The organism is Acinetobacter sp. YH12226 (assembly GCF_013417805.1).
Lineage (GTDB): Bacteria > Pseudomonadota > Gammaproteobacteria > Pseudomonadales > Moraxellaceae > Acinetobacter.
The window spans coordinates 25,454-39,886 of sequence record NZ_VPDG01000007.1 but is presented as its reverse complement, the minus strand read 5'-3'; the positions used below and the strand labels follow the sequence as shown (position 1 = coordinate 39,886).

The 14,433-nt window shown below is 46.2% G+C and carries 10 protein-coding genes; 5 read left to right on the top strand and 5 right to left on the bottom strand.

Annotated elements, in window-relative coordinates; all coding sequences use genetic code 11:
- Positions 1-65: 65 nt before the first annotated feature.
- Positions 66-1,178, bottom strand: a complete 1,113-nt coding sequence (sfnG, locus tag FTV08_RS08935) for a dimethylsulfone monooxygenase SfnG (RefSeq protein WP_004281365.1) — start codon at positions 1,176-1,178, stop codon at positions 66-68.
- Between the two features lie 26 nt (positions 1,179-1,204).
- Entirely contained in the window at positions 1,205-1,939 is a 735-nt protein-coding gene (gene msuE, locus FTV08_RS08930; RefSeq protein ID WP_004281368.1) for an FMN reductase, read from the bottom strand.
- A 375-nt stretch (positions 1,940-2,314) separates the two neighbouring features.
- Here msuE and FTV08_RS08925 point away from each other — a divergent pair, with 375 nt between their 5' ends.
- Complete coding sequence (locus FTV08_RS08925) at positions 2,315-2,965, top strand: response regulator transcription factor (RefSeq protein ID WP_180087138.1); 651 nt, start codon at positions 2,315-2,317, stop codon at positions 2,963-2,965.
- A gap of 89 nt (positions 2,966-3,054) precedes the next feature.
- Here the strand turns inward: FTV08_RS08925 and FTV08_RS08920 are convergent, their stop codons facing one another.
- Positions 3,055-3,816, bottom strand: a complete 762-nt coding sequence (locus FTV08_RS08920; RefSeq protein WP_004281371.1) for a hypothetical protein — start codon at positions 3,814-3,816, stop codon at positions 3,055-3,057.
- Positions 3,817-4,227: 411 nt separating this feature from the next.
- A complete protein-coding gene (locus FTV08_RS08915; RefSeq protein WP_180087137.1) occupies positions 4,228-7,719 on the bottom strand; it encodes a PAS domain-containing hybrid sensor histidine kinase/response regulator in 3,492 nt (1,163 codons plus the stop codon).
- A gap of 183 nt (positions 7,720-7,902) precedes the next feature.
- On the opposite strand from FTV08_RS08915, the gene FTV08_RS08910 reads away from it, so the two are divergent.
- The 4 genes from FTV08_RS08910 to FTV08_RS08895 all read left to right on the top strand — a co-directional run bounded on the left by FTV08_RS08910 (position 7,903) and on the right by FTV08_RS08895 (position 13,048).
- The gene (locus tag FTV08_RS08910; RefSeq protein WP_004281374.1) at positions 7,903-8,235 is read left to right on the top strand and encodes a DUF485 domain-containing protein; all 333 of its coding nucleotides are present in this window, start codon (positions 7,903-7,905) and stop codon (positions 8,233-8,235) included.
- A gap of 1 nt (position 8,236) precedes the next feature.
- Positions 8,237-9,943, top strand: a complete 1,707-nt coding sequence (locus FTV08_RS08905; protein WP_005261570.1) for a cation acetate symporter — start codon at positions 8,237-8,239, stop codon at positions 9,941-9,943.
- A gap of 245 nt (positions 9,944-10,188) precedes the next feature.
- On the top strand, positions 10,189-10,905 hold the full coding sequence (locus tag FTV08_RS08900; RefSeq protein WP_180087136.1) for a two pore domain potassium channel family protein: 717 nt from the start codon (positions 10,189-10,191) through the stop codon (positions 10,903-10,905).
- A 172-nt stretch (positions 10,906-11,077) separates the two neighbouring features.
- Positions 11,078-13,048, top strand: a complete 1,971-nt coding sequence (locus tag FTV08_RS08895; RefSeq protein WP_004281378.1) for a choline BCCT transporter BetT — start codon at positions 11,078-11,080, stop codon at positions 13,046-13,048.
- Positions 13,049-13,116: 68 nt separating this feature from the next.
- Here FTV08_RS08895 and omp33-36 read toward each other — a convergent pair whose 3' ends face one another.
- Positions 13,117-13,995: a porin Omp33-36 gene (gene omp33-36 / locus FTV08_RS08890; RefSeq protein WP_004281380.1), complete on the bottom strand. Its 879-nt coding sequence runs from the start codon at positions 13,993-13,995 to the stop codon at positions 13,117-13,119.
- Between the last annotated feature and the right edge of the window lie 438 nt (positions 13,996-14,433).

Sequence of the window (14,433 nt, the reverse complement as noted above, 5' to 3'; positions counted from 1 at the left end):
ATAAAAAAATCCCCCAAGCCGAGCCTTGAGGGAGGGAGTGAATCTGCTGAGATTTATTTGAATAATTATACGGGCTCAGCTTCTTCTTGCTGCACAGGCGTTGCCTGTTGTGCTTCAAGCTCACGGACCAAAGGCAGCACCTTCTGGCCAAAATATTCGACTTCTTCAATAAAGTGCAAAAAGCCTGACAGAATTAGATCGACACCGACTTTTTTCAGCTCGATAATCCGTTCAGCAATCTGCTGCGGTGTCCCGATCAGATTGGTGCGGAACCCGTCATTGTATTGCACCAGATCTTCAAAGGTGGATTGGGCCCAGTTGCCTTCACCTTCCTGACTTGCCGTGCCAGCTTCACGGGTCGCTTCACCAAAAGATTTCACTGCCTGCACATTGGCCTTGCTAATAATTTCCTGCAATACAGCCTGAGCTTCTTCTTCGGTATCCCGTGCAATCACAAAGGCATTTACGCCGATTTTCACCGAGTGATGATTTGCCTTGGCTTTTTCACGAATATCATCGATCTGTTTTTTCAGCTCTTCCGGGGTATTGCCATTGGTGAAGTACCAGTCAGATACGCGAGAAGCCATATCACGTGCTGCCCGGGAACTGCCGCCCTGAAAGATTTCAATATGCGGTTTTTGTAGTGGTTTTGGACTCAGGGTATAGTCTTTGAATTGATAATATTTACCTTCAAAATTAAAGTTATTCTGGCTCCAGACCCCTTTCAGGCTACGGATAAACTCTTCCGAACGGGCATAACGCTCGTCATGTTCCGGCCATTCTTCACCAATGGCATCAAACTCACCGCGGAACCAGCCACTGACCACATTGATCGCGATCCGGCCATTGCTCAGATGATCAATCGTCGCCAGTTGTTTGGCAGCCAGTGCCGGCTTCCATGGACCCGGCAGAATTGCGGCAATGACTTTCAGACGTTCTGTTTTGGCCAGAATGCCATGACTGAAGCTCACTGATTCATGCTGGTTTTCTGCGTTATAGCCGGCAGTAAAACTGATCTGGGTCAGAGCATAATCAAAGCCTGCCTGTTCAGCCGTTTGTGCCAGACGCACGTTATAGTCATAGCTCCAGTCGGTACGCTGCTCGATGTTACTGACCACCAAGCCACCGCTGACATTCGGCACCCAATAGGCAAATACGATATTTTTATCATTCGACATATTCATCACCCTCTGCAATGCTATGTTCAAGCCACTTGAGTCTTTGGTGCTTTCTTGCTGTGCAAGCGCGATTCTGCGGCATCCAGGCTAGGCACGGCTGCTGAAGGCAGCACTTCTTCCTGCTCGATCTGCTTATTAATGCCTAGATTTTGACTCGCCTGAATGGTTTTCTCTTTAATCACTTCAGCACGTTGTCCCTTGGCTGGTGCCCATTCCAGAATCGGTAATGCACGCGCTACAGCCAGGGTAATCCGGTCGCGGAGCAGTTCACTGTGGATGGTATATTCAGGGGTGAAATCGCGGTCGGTAGCATAGACCCCAATCGGTAAAGTCTGTGCCTGGAAGAAGCTGAATAAAGGACGCAGTTGATGTTCAAGTACCAGTGCATGACGGTCACTGCCACCAGAAGCCGCCAGTAATACCGGAACATCGACCAGCGCCGTTTGCTCGACAAAGTCAAAGAAATGCTTGAACAGGCCGGTAAATGAAGCGCGGTACACGGGAGTGCCCACAATCAGCGCATCTGCGGCTTCTACTGCTGCCAGGTCATCCTGAACGCGTTGTGGCAACTGATTGCGGTAAATTGCACCGCCCAAGAGCGAACCAATTTCGCTAAATTTAATGAAATGCACATTGATCGGTGTCGCTTCACCCAGCTCATCCAGAATGGCCTGAACCAAGGCTTCGGTTTTTGAGGGATGATTTAAACCGCCAGATACGGCCACAATATTTAAGGGTTTTTGCGCATTAAAATTAGACATATTTAGAACCTGAAAAATAGGGATAATCTTGGAATGACCCTATTAATCCCGATTCAGCGAAGGACTGTAAAATAACGAAAAGCTGAAAAGTTATCTGATTTTGCGATATACGACAAAGGCCTGATTTTTAAGGAAGGTTTTGTGGGTAAGTGAATGATATTTATATTTATATTGAATAAAGATAAGCTTTTTCAGTGAGGAATAAGTAATATATAAAAAAGTGATGAGAATTAAACAATTATTGCAATAGTGTAAAAATGGGCAATTTTGAAGAAAAACTGCATATTATTTTAAAAATTGTAGTGTCTTGCATATCCTTAACCGGGTTGTGTGGTTAGAATAGGGACTACCGTGCCAAGATCTCTCACGTTGCCTATGAATATTTTAATCGTTGATGATCATCCACTATTTCGTCATGCCTTGATTCAAGCTGTACGTTATAGCCTGCCACAAGCCCAGATTCATGAAACTGCGGCAGTCAATGAATTTTATGAACGTCTAGAAAATGGCCCTGAGCCTGATCTTGTGCTGCTGGATTTAAACCTGCCGGGCGCTTCCGGCTTTTCTGCCCTGGTGCATGTCCGCGCACAGTATCCGTCTTTACCGATTATTGTTGTGTCTGCACATGAAGAAGTCAGCATCATCCAGCGTGCGATCGCGCATGCTGCGATGGGCTATATTCCTAAATCTGCTCACCCAAGCCATATCGGTGAAGCGATTCGTGAAGTGCTGGAAGGTGAAATCTGGTTACCGCCAAATCTGCCAGCCAATATGAATTTTGATCCGCGTGCTGCCGATGAAACGGCTTTGGCAGAACGGATCCAGTCTTTGACGCCGCAACAGTTCCGGGTATTGATGATGGTGGCTGAAGGTTTATTAAACAAGCAGATTGCTTATGAACTGGATGTATCAGAAGCGACGATTAAAGCGCATGTGACGGCAATCTTCCGTAAGCTTGGCGTACAAAACCGGACACAAGCGGTATTGGCCATTAATGCACTGAATATTGAAGACCGCAAAATGTAAGTTCTGCATAGCCGAATTGAAAAAGACCTCCTTGGAGGTCTTTTTTTATGGGCGAAATCTGCAAAAATGAGTGCAAAGGCCTGAGTCAGCTAGGCGATATAATCCTGTTTGCGGGTGAAATCATCACAAAACAAAGGATTTAAGGCACATTGCAATTCATCAATCTGCTCTTCGGTGACATAACCTTTCGACTTCAGATATTCCGCCACGCGATCATCACGCAGACTCAGGAAAGTCGCATCATAAACACCCAGATCGACAAATAGGGCTGCAGTTTCCAGACTGTTAAAACGGTCCAGATAAACTTCATTGTCATACATCAGGAAGACATGTTCGTCGCGCGTATTCGGATCGACATGTAAACGCTGCGCCAGCTCATGTGGGCAAGTTTTGATAAATAACAGATCAGACAGCTCATCAAACTGGCTAGTGTCCAGGCAATCTTCTTCATTTTTGACCTTACCCAGCCAGGCCTTAAAGACCAGTACTGCACCACCACGCAGCAACATGCTCCAGATCTGATGACGGGTTTTTGCTGGAAGATCCTCTGTTTCAGCTTCTAAAGACTGAATCAGCTTGTCTTCCTGTTCAGCAATCTTTTCAAATAGGCCTAGACCTTGCGGCTTGTAGGCATAAGGTTCAAAGACATCAAAATGTAATTCATCAAAGACTTGCAGTGCCAGAGGGACTGCACTCTGATACAGCGTTTCCAGTGCCTGATACTGGGCATCATTCAGCTTGCTGTATTTAAAGATCTGTGCCCAGTCAATACTTGGCAATAAGGCATTGGCGCCATATTGACGGTGAAACTGCTGGGTCTGATTCAGGCCCTGATTTTGATCTATGTTCATGTGAAGAACTCCGATATGCAGAAATAGATCAGCGACCAAAAAAATTAAGGCTGCATGAGATGGGAACTGATCGTTTCTTATTCCTCTATTTTTAGAGCCAAGTGCAAGGGATAAAAAATACGACTAAAGTTATACTAGTGGAAAATTACTCTTTAATTTTTATTAAAAACAATAAGATAACTAATTGTAACTAAGTGTACACATGCACATTAATACATTCGTCAGTTTTTGCCATAGTGAATTAAAAAATGAGCATTTTGGTCAATTTATTCAGCTGTATTTTCGGCATATTTGCTGCTTTTAGCACATTAGAATAAATTTTATGCAAGCTAGGTAAGTTTATGTGGCAGTTGAGTATAAAAAATGCCCATTTCATGGTCTGAAATGGGCATTGATCAGATCGTAATCTACTTAGGAGTCGGAAATCTTCAGTCCGGATAACCATGAACGTAATGAGGCCGGTTTCAGCGGTTTTTTCAGCAGAACAATGTTTAGCTCTTTTAGACGTTGCGGCAATTCCGGATCGGAATCGGCGGTAATCAACGCGACCGGAATATCCTTCGAACGATGTTCCAGAATGAAATCCAGACCGATCTTGTCCTGATTCAGATGTTGATCCACCAGCCAGACCTGAATATTTTCCTGCTGAATCAGCATGGCTGCTTGTTCAGGTTCAGTGGCTTTAAACACCTGATAACCCCATTTGGTCAATAAGGTCGACATGCCTTCCAGAATGGTTTCATCATTATCCAAACATAGAATCTTAAAGGCTTTGCTCTTTAAAGGTACGGCCTGAACCGGTACTGCGACCACTTTCGGTGCTTCGATCACAGGCACTTCAATCATAAAGCAGGAACCTTTACCCAGCGCAGAAGACACATGTACCGGATAGTCCAGCATGCTGGTCATGCGTTGTACGATCGCCAAACCTAGGCCCAGACCCTGTTCGCCCCAAGGCGAGGTGTGGCCGCAACGTTCAAATTCCTGAAACAGTTTGATGCGCTGTTCTTCGGCAATGCCCGGGCCAGTATCCCAGACGCCAATACGGATATGATTCGGTCTGCTGCTCGAACGTAATACACCGACCACCACTTTACCTCTGGCAGTATAACGCAACGCATTGCTGACAAAGTTCTGGATAATGCGGCGAATCCATTGTGGATCGGTATCAATCCAGAACTGTGCATCATGCACACTGAACTTGATACCACGCTGTGCAGCGATGGATTTGAACTGGAGTTCCAGATCGCTGAGCAGGTCATGCAGCGGATAAGCCTGACGTTTCGGCTGAATGGTGCCGCCTTCCAGTCGGGCAATATCCAGCAGGGCAGACAACATGCTTTCTGCACCATGCAAAGCACGATCCAGTTGTTGTAAGGTCTTGCGGTCTTCATCATTCTGCACGCTTTGTTCGAGTGCGGTACTGAACAGGCGCGCGGCATGCATTGGCTGCAACAGGTCATGACTGGCGGCTGCAATGAAGCGGCTTTTTGACATATTGGCCTTATCGGCCTGTTCACGCGCCAGTTGCTGCTCGGACAATGCATCGGCCAGCTGCTGGGTACGGTCCTGAACGCGGGCTTCAAGCACGGCTTCATTTTCACGGAAGGCAGTAATATCGGCGAAAGTGGTAACGAACCCGCCGCCTTCGATCGGATTGCCGCGCATCTGAATGACGCGGCCATCTTTACGAATCCGTTCAAATTCATGGGCACTGCCGACCTGCATCCAGTGAATCCGTTTCCGTACATGTTCTTCAACCGAGCCCGGGCCACATTCACCACGTTCAGCGTTATAACGGATCAGGTCTGCGATTGGACAACCGACATAGACAATATCGGTCGGATAATCGAACAGTTTCAGATATTGATTGTTCCAGGCTACCAGGCACATATTTTCATCAACTACGCTGACCCCTTGGGTCATGTGATCAATCATGGTCATGATCAGGTTCTGATTAAAGCGTTGCCATTGCGAGGCCTGATCGAGAATATTGGCGACCTGACCCAATGCCAAACCATTATTAACCATAGCTGTGGTCAACAGGGTACGTGCCGAGGCTGCCCCGATAGTCCCCGCCAGATACTGTTCGGTGAAACGCCACCACATGCCATTGGCACTGCTATTTTCATTCAGCTCGACACTGTTTTGGGTGCAGAACTGCTGGAAAGCACGGGTGGTTGGTCCTTCACCGGTAATGCGTTTGGCCAGGGTAATCAGATCACCGACTTTTAAACGGGCCACATCCTGATGGGAATAGCTGACTTCGGTTGATGGACTCTGCGATGGCAATGGCTTGGTTTCATAATAGAAGAAACTTTCGGCCTGAATCTGTTCGGCAATACTCGGACGGAAAATGCGGGAAATCCAGATATACAGCAGGGTATTTAAACCCAGTGCCCAGACCACGCCATGCGTCAGTGGATCAAAAGACTCAAAACCGATCAGGGCTTCCGGTCTTAACCAGTTCCAGCCAAAAGGCCCTTGATTCAGCAAGCTTTGGCTAAAGCTGTTATAGGCTTCTGGCAGGCTTCGCAAAATGGTTGGAAACAGCAGGGTATAAGCCCACAAGGCAAAACCGGTCAGGAGTCCAGCATAGACACCCTGTTTACTACCGCCACGCCAGTACAGGCCACCGATCAGGGCAGGGGCGAATTGTGCCACCGCACTAAATGCCAACAGACCAAAAACCGACAACTGGTCAATATCATTAAAGAAATTGAAGAACAGGAAGCCCATCAACATCACGCCCAGAATACAGACCCGGCGGGTAAATTTCAGCACCAGCGGCAAGCGTTTGTCATGCCGGGAAATCAGCTTTAAACGCCACAACGCCGGCATGATCAGGTCATTGCTGAGCATGATTGACAGTGCCACGGAAGACACCAGCAGCATCCCGGTAGAGGCAGAGAAACCACCCAGAAATGCCAATAAGGTCAACCAGTCCTGATTATAGCTAAGTGGTAAGGACAGGACCGCCACATCCGGAATGGCCAGATATTGCGGTGCAGCATGTAGCGCCCAGCTGGCAATTGGAATAATCGCCAGGGTAGTCAGAATCAAATAGACCGCAAACCAGCGCCGCGCACCACGAATATGTTTTTCATCACGTAGCTCGACCACCGCCACATGGAACTGGCGCGGCAGGCAGATAATCGCCAGTGCCGCGAGTAAGGTCTGAATCCAGAAACTTTGTGGTACGCCAAACAGTTGCACATCATGAAAAGTAGTACTGATATCGGTACTGATCTGTGCCAGATTTTCTGGTGCTTCAAACATAAAGAAACAGGCAACTGCCAACAGGGCGAAGAGTTTGACAAAAGACTCAAATGCCACGGCCAGCATCAGCCCGCCATGCTGTTCAGTATTGGCAATCTGCCGGGTACCAAACATCATCGCCAGTATTGCCAGAACCCCGGTCAGAAACAGTACGCCATTGGTCGTGCCGGTTACACCTGCGGAAGGCTCCAGAATGACGGCGGCACTCAGGGCAATCGCACGTAACTGTAAGGCCAGATAAGGCACAATCGCCACCACCGCCAGAATGGTCACCAGCGAGGCGAGGGGACCACTTTTACCATAGCGTGCTGCGACAAAGTCAGCGATCGAAGAAATGGCATGATGCTGTCTCACCCGTCCCAGACGGCGCCAGATGTCATAGCCGACAGCAACAAAGAGCAGCGGACCCAGATAGATCGGCAGGAAAATAATGCCTTCACGTACCGCAGCACCCGTGGCGCCGTAAAAGGTCCAGGAGGAGCAGTACACTCCTAAAGTTAAACTAAACAATAGCATGCGCCCACGGGTACTCAGCCGGCTGGCATGTTTTTCCCCGTAGAAAGCGCAGATAAAGAGTAATGCGATATAGAGGGCGAGTACCCCTATGATGAGCCAACTGTTCATATAGCCTGATGTGTACTGAGCATGCCGCTATGATAACGCATCGTGAACGCTACAGTTTAAATTGATCATTTTTTAACGACCAAAGTCTAAATTACAAGCACCTACGATTATTGTTAACTTGCAACAGTGATAATTCGAATTAAAAAATAGGCAGCCCAAGGTTGGGCTACAGGAGTAGTAATTATGGATGAGGTACAAGTAGATCGTATTCTACAAAATCCAAAATTCAAGGAAATGGTCCGCAAGAAAAGTATGCTCAGCTGGACGTTGACCGGCATTATGCTATTTGTCTATGTGGGTTTCATGTTGCTGGTTGGTTATAACAAAGAATTTCTATTGTCTTCAATTTCAGGTGGTGTGACCACGTGGGGTATTCCACTTGGTCTGGGTATCATTGTCCTGTCGTTTATCTTGTGTGGTGTGTATTCCTACATTGCCAATAACAAACTTGATCAATTGACTGAAGAAGCAATCCGTGAAGTCGAAGCGATTGCTCATGAAAAAGGACACCACTAAGATGAAATGGAATTCTCTTATTGCCTTGGCGACCACGACAGTGGCTTCAGGCGTTGCATTCGCTGGTCCTGATCTGGGTGCAGCAGAACAGCAGGCGACCAACTGGCATGCGATTATCATGTTTGTGATTTTCGTAGGTGCTACGCTGTTTATTACCAAATGGGCAGCAAAACAAACCACCAATACCAAAGACTTCTATACGGCCGGTGGCGGTATTTCCGGTTTCCAGAATGGCCTGGCCATTGCCGGTGACTATATGTCAGCTGCATCGTTCCTGGGTATTTCCGCGATGGTGTTCCTGTCCGGTTTTGATGGCTTGCTTTATTCACTGGGTTTCATGGTGGGCTGGCCGATCGTATTGTTCCTGGTGGCAGAACGTCTGCGTAACCTGGGTAAATACAACCTGTCAGACGTAGTGTCTTTCCGTCTACAGGAAAAACCGGTACGTACCTTGGCTGCTTTAAGCTCGCTGGTTGTGGTTGCGTTCTACCTGATTGCACAGATGGTGGGTGCAGGTCAGCTGATTAAACTTCTATTCGGTCTGAACTATAATATTGCAGTCGTGATCGTTGGCTTGTTGATGATGGCTTACGTGATGTTCGGCGGTATGTTGGCAACCACTTGGGTACAGATCATCAAGGCGGTAATGTTGCTGTCTGGTGCGACCTTTATGGCATTCATGGTCATGAAAGGCGTGGGCTTCAGCTTTACCAACATGTTTGAACAGGCGATTGGTGTTTATTCAAAAGTACATGATTTAAGCCTGACAGATGCCACCAAGATCATGGGGCCGGGTAGTCTGGCGTCTAATCCGATTGATGCGATTTCTTTAGGTCTGGCATTGATGTTTGGTACAGCAGGTCTGCCACATATCCTGATGCGTTTCTTCACGGTAAAAGATGCCAAAGAAGCGCGTAAATCAGTCGTGGTTGCTACAGGCTTTATTGGTTATTTCTACCTGCTCACCTTCATCATTGGTTTCGGTGCGATTCTGTATGTATCGAACAACCCGCAATTCCTTGATGTTGCGAAAATGGCAGTGACTGGCAAGCTGGAGCTGGTCGGTGGTAATAACATGGCGGCGGTGCACCTGTCTGATGCAGTGGGCGGTGACCTGTTCATGGGCTTCATTTCTGCAGTTGCATTTGCCACGATTCTTGCAGTCGTTGCTGGTTTGACCCTGTCAGGTGCTTCAGCAATTTCGCATGACTTGTATGCCAACGTGTTGAAGAAAGGCCAAACCACGCCTGAATCTGAACTACGTATGTCTAAAATTGCGACTTTAGGTCTTGCGATCTTCGCGATGATTCTCGGGATTCTGTTCGAGAAACAAAACGTAGCCTTCATGGTCGGTCTGGCATTCTCGGTTGCGGCATGTGCCAACTTCCCGGTACTGGTATTGTCTATGTTCTGGAAAGGTTTGACGACACGTGGTGCAGTTATTGGTGGTGTTGCCGGTCTGGTAACCGCAGTAACCTTGATTGTGCTGTCTAAAGCAGTATGGGTCGATACTTTGGGTATTTCTGATACGCCAGTGAACCCGTTCAATGGTCCTGCAATCTTCGCGATGCCATTGTCATTCTTGTGCTGCTGGTTGTTCTCTGTGACGGATAATTCGGCACAGGCTCAGGCAGAACGCAAAGCCTTTGATGCGCAGTTTGTACGCTCACAAACCGGTATTGGTATCTCAGGCGCATCGGATCACTAAGATCTGCGCTACGCTAAAAAAGCCCCGTCAGGGGCTTTTTTTATGGAGATATAATCAAGCTTTCTCTTTAGCATAAACGCCGTATTGAATTGAGATGGCTGGATTTGTGCAGCGTTATTTCAGTAATTTTCATACAAATCGCATATCTGCAAGCGGATTTAAGCGTGCTATGTTAAAAGCTGCTAACAATAACAATGTGTTCCCTACATGACGATAGTAACAAGAAGAGCAACAAGAAGGGCATTATGAAGCAATCTCTGCAACAGTTCTGGAACAGCTTTACCCATTTGCCTTCGGCATGGCTGTTGTGCCTGCAATTGCTGATCCTGATCTTGTCGGTATTGAGTTATGAAAGCGTGTCTTATCGGGCGGGAACCTGGGTGCTGGGTGTTCTGGTTTTGCTGGTGATTGCCAGAGTCATTCGCCAGACTCCAATGTTTACCATTTTAGGACTTAGCTTTGTCGCCGGTGCGATTTTCTTTTCCTCTCTGATTGTGCTGGGACTGCGTTATACCTGGATCCATGTCACCGCCCACCTGTTTGAAGCTGGTGCTTATTTTAGTGCAGCCTATGGCCTTTTGCGTTATATGTTCCATGACCGTTATCTGACCAAGGATGAACTGTTTGCCGCTGGGGCGGTATTTACCTTGCTGGCCTGGGGCTTTGCCTTCCTCTACAGTATCTGTCAGCTGCTGGTGCCGTACAGCTTTTCAGACCCCGATCTGCAAGCCTATCAACCCTGGCTGGATCTGATTTTTCTCAGTTTCAGTGTGCAATCTGCAACAGGACTGTCTGATATCATGCCGGTCAGTCCGGCCGCACGGATGCTAGCCATTATCCAGATGTTTGTCGGGGTGATGTATCTGGCGCTGATTGTATCCCGCTTAATTGCCTTGCAATATATCGCACGTCTACCGCATAAAAAGAACGTGAAAAATAGAGAAAACCCGCCTGGGCAATGAGACTCATCCTTTTATTGTATTTGTTACAGTAACTTAACGGCTTTATTTTGTGTCACATCCTAAAATAGCAGGAGATCTAGCTCCCATAGACTGAATCTGTCTGATCATTTTGACCTTACCAATAATTATTTGACGCTGTTTGTCGATCCAATTTTTAAAAAATGGAGGATGTATGCCTTCCACAAAACCATCCTGTTTTGCCAATATCAATCCAAATGTTTTTATCAGTACTGTCGCCATTATTGCGATATTTTTAGCGTTGGTCGTATTTGCACCCGATGCTTTTTCAGTTTTTACCCAGCAACTGAACCAGTGGATTACCACGTCCTTTAGCTGGTTCTATGTATTGTCGGTGGCGATATTTATCATCCTTCTGGCTTATATTGCCCTGTCGGATATGGGCAAAATCAAACTGGGGCCCGAGCATAGTCAACCGAAATATAGCAGTGCCTCCTGGTTTGCGATGTTATTCACCGCAGGCATGGGGATTGGCCTGATGTTCTTTGGTGTGGCCGAACCGGTGATGCATTATGTTACGCCACCTGCCGGTGAACCGGAAACTGTACTGGCTGCACAACAATCTATGCGGGTCACCTTTTTCCACTGGGGCTTACATGCCTGGGCCATTTATACGCTGGTTGGCCTATCGCTAGCTTATTTTGCTTACCGGCATCAATTGCCTTTAAAAATTCGTTCGGCCTTATATCCGCTGATTGGTCAAAAGATCTATGGTCCGATTGGAGATGGCGTAGATACCTTTGCCACTATTGGTACGGTATTTGGTGTGGCCACCACACTGGGTTTTGGGGTGACCCAAATCAATTCAGGTTTGAACTATTTGTTTGGCATTGAACAGGCACCCAGTACTCAGGTCATTTTGATTATTGTGGTCAGTGCCATGGCGGCGACTTCCGTATTTTTTGGATTAGACAAAGGAATTAAACGTTTATCTGAACTAAATTTGGTACTTGCACTGCTGTTGCTGATTTTTGTCTTTGTGGCAGGTCCGAGTATTTATCTGTTACAGACGACTATTCAGAATGCCGGCCAGTATGTTTCAAATCTGTTCAGTATGACCTTTAATCTGTATGCCTATCAGCCAAGTGGCTGGATTGGCGGCTGGACCATCATGTACTGGGCCTGGTGGATTTCTTGGTCGCCATTTGTCGGGATGTTCATTGCCCGGGTCTCGGAAGGGCGCAGTATTCGTGAATTTATCGTGGGTGTATTGCTGATCCCGACCGGATTTACCCTGATCTGGATGGGCTTTATGGGCAATGCCGCACTGTACAGCATTATGCATGAAGCCAATACCAGCTTGCTAGAAGCAGTTCAGCGTGATTCATCTATGGCTCTGTTTGAATTTTTAGCGAACCTGCCCTTCAGTTCAGTGACCAGTATCATTGCAACTTTGCTGGTAATGCTGTTCTTTGTCACCTCTGCTGACTCAGGGGCATTAGTGACTGATTATCTGACCGCGAAAACTGAAAACTCCCCGATCTGGCAGCGTCTGTTCTGGACCGTACTCATGGCTTTGTTGGCCATCATCCTATTACTGGCTGGTGGACTTGAGGCCTTGCAGTCGGCCACGATCATGAGCGCCTTGCCATTTACCTTCATTATGCTGCTGATGTGCTGGGGATTAATCAAAGCCTTACATCTGGATGTTACCAAAATGCATGCGCTGCAAGCCGCACGGATTACCCCGCGTGCGATCCAGAATCCGCGCAGCTGGCAACAGCGATTAGGCCTGATTATGCATTATCCGCACACTCAGGAAGAGGTGCAGCAGTATATTCACAATACAGTGAATAAGGCATTTCTCAGCTTTCAAAGTGAATTGAAACGGCGCCGATTACACGTGGTGATTAGCCCGCTAGAAGACGGTATACAGCTCCGTGTTGATCATCAGGATGAAATTAATTTTATCTATCAGGTCAATGCCACCCAGACTTTAAGTCCAAGCTTTATGTCTGAACTGGAGAATGCGAGCGTAGATTCCTATCAGGCAGAAGTCTTTTTAAGAGAAGGTGGGCAGGGTTATGATGTGATGGAGTGGACGCAAGAAGATCTATTGCAGGACATCATTGACCAATATGAACGTCATTTGCACTTCTTAAGTCTGGTACGTACACCTGAGTAAACGAAGTCATAAAACAATAAAAAAGGACGCAATATGCGTCCTTTTTTGATTCAGAATCTAATCAGAAATTAGAAACGGAATTTGGCATTTACACCAATCGTTTGTGTATCCAGTGCTTGGCCTTCAGCATTTGCATTTACATAAGATGCGCCAACTGCAACAGCAGGAGTGATGAAGTAGTTTACGTTCGCGCCCCAAGCTTTGTCTGGAGAACCAGCAAAGCTAGATTCCATATAAGATGCGCCAACGCTTAACTGTGGGTTAAGGAAAAGAGTTGTACCTAAGTTGTAGGCAGTATCTTCACCATAAACCAGGCCACTTTCAAAACCAATTGACATGTTAGTACCGTCAATCGCGCCTACATATTTAGTGCGGGCAGTGATTGCATCTTTCTTATCAGCAATGGTTTCTGATTCAAGAGCAGCTTTAGCAACACCGTTGTTGAACATGTTGAAAGCGTCATAGGAAGTTTGGTCTGCAACGCTTGTGTAACCTACAGCTACCAGGAAGTTAGGAGCAACTAGAGCACCCAGTTCTAATGCATAACGGTCGCCATTATCATCTGTTGGGTTACCAGCTTTGTTATCAGTGATGGTATGGCTATAAGAAGCGCTTGCATAAGCAGGAACAACTTTAGTTGGGATGTAAGCTTCACCTTTTACACCGAAAGTATGGTGCACAGTGCGGTCACCAAATTCTTGTCCGTCTTCGCCGTATGTATAAGCAGCAGAAACATTAGATGCTTGGTTTAAAAAAGCAGCTTCAGCTAAAGGACCTTTAGAAGCATCAACATTGTTGAAGTAGTAAGTACCTTGAACTGCACCAGTGAAGTCTTGTTCATTCACAGTGTTGTCGATGAACTCTGACTGACCTTGAACTTCAAATTGATATGCTTGAGTACCGGTCATGGCTAATAATAAAGCAGTGGCTAAACCGAGTTTTTTCATGATATTTACCGTTTTGTTACAAGATGTGTACAGCTTTGGAACACATTGTATTGTAACAATTTATTAAGTCAATCCAATTCGAAATCGCTATTTTTTTAAGCTAAATCATTGTATTAATTTTGTGTAAAATTCAAATATTAGGCTCGGAAGCCATTCTAGATAAAAAGTCTTTTATAACAAAAAGCTAGACTTTAAATATAGATTTTTAACTAAAGATTAAGGAGAAATTATGTTGCTATTTAAATCACTTAATACGATTAAATTTTATTTAATTATCTATTAAAACAATTAAAAATAGGTGAGCTAATTCATAAATATGTCAAGAAGTGCAAGATGCTTGATGCATCATCCCTTTAATTGAATTGCTTGATTTTTGAGCGTAATCAGCTTGGGCTTTAGAGTGTGTGTCTGTTTTTTTGAGCTAAATGGGCATGTTTT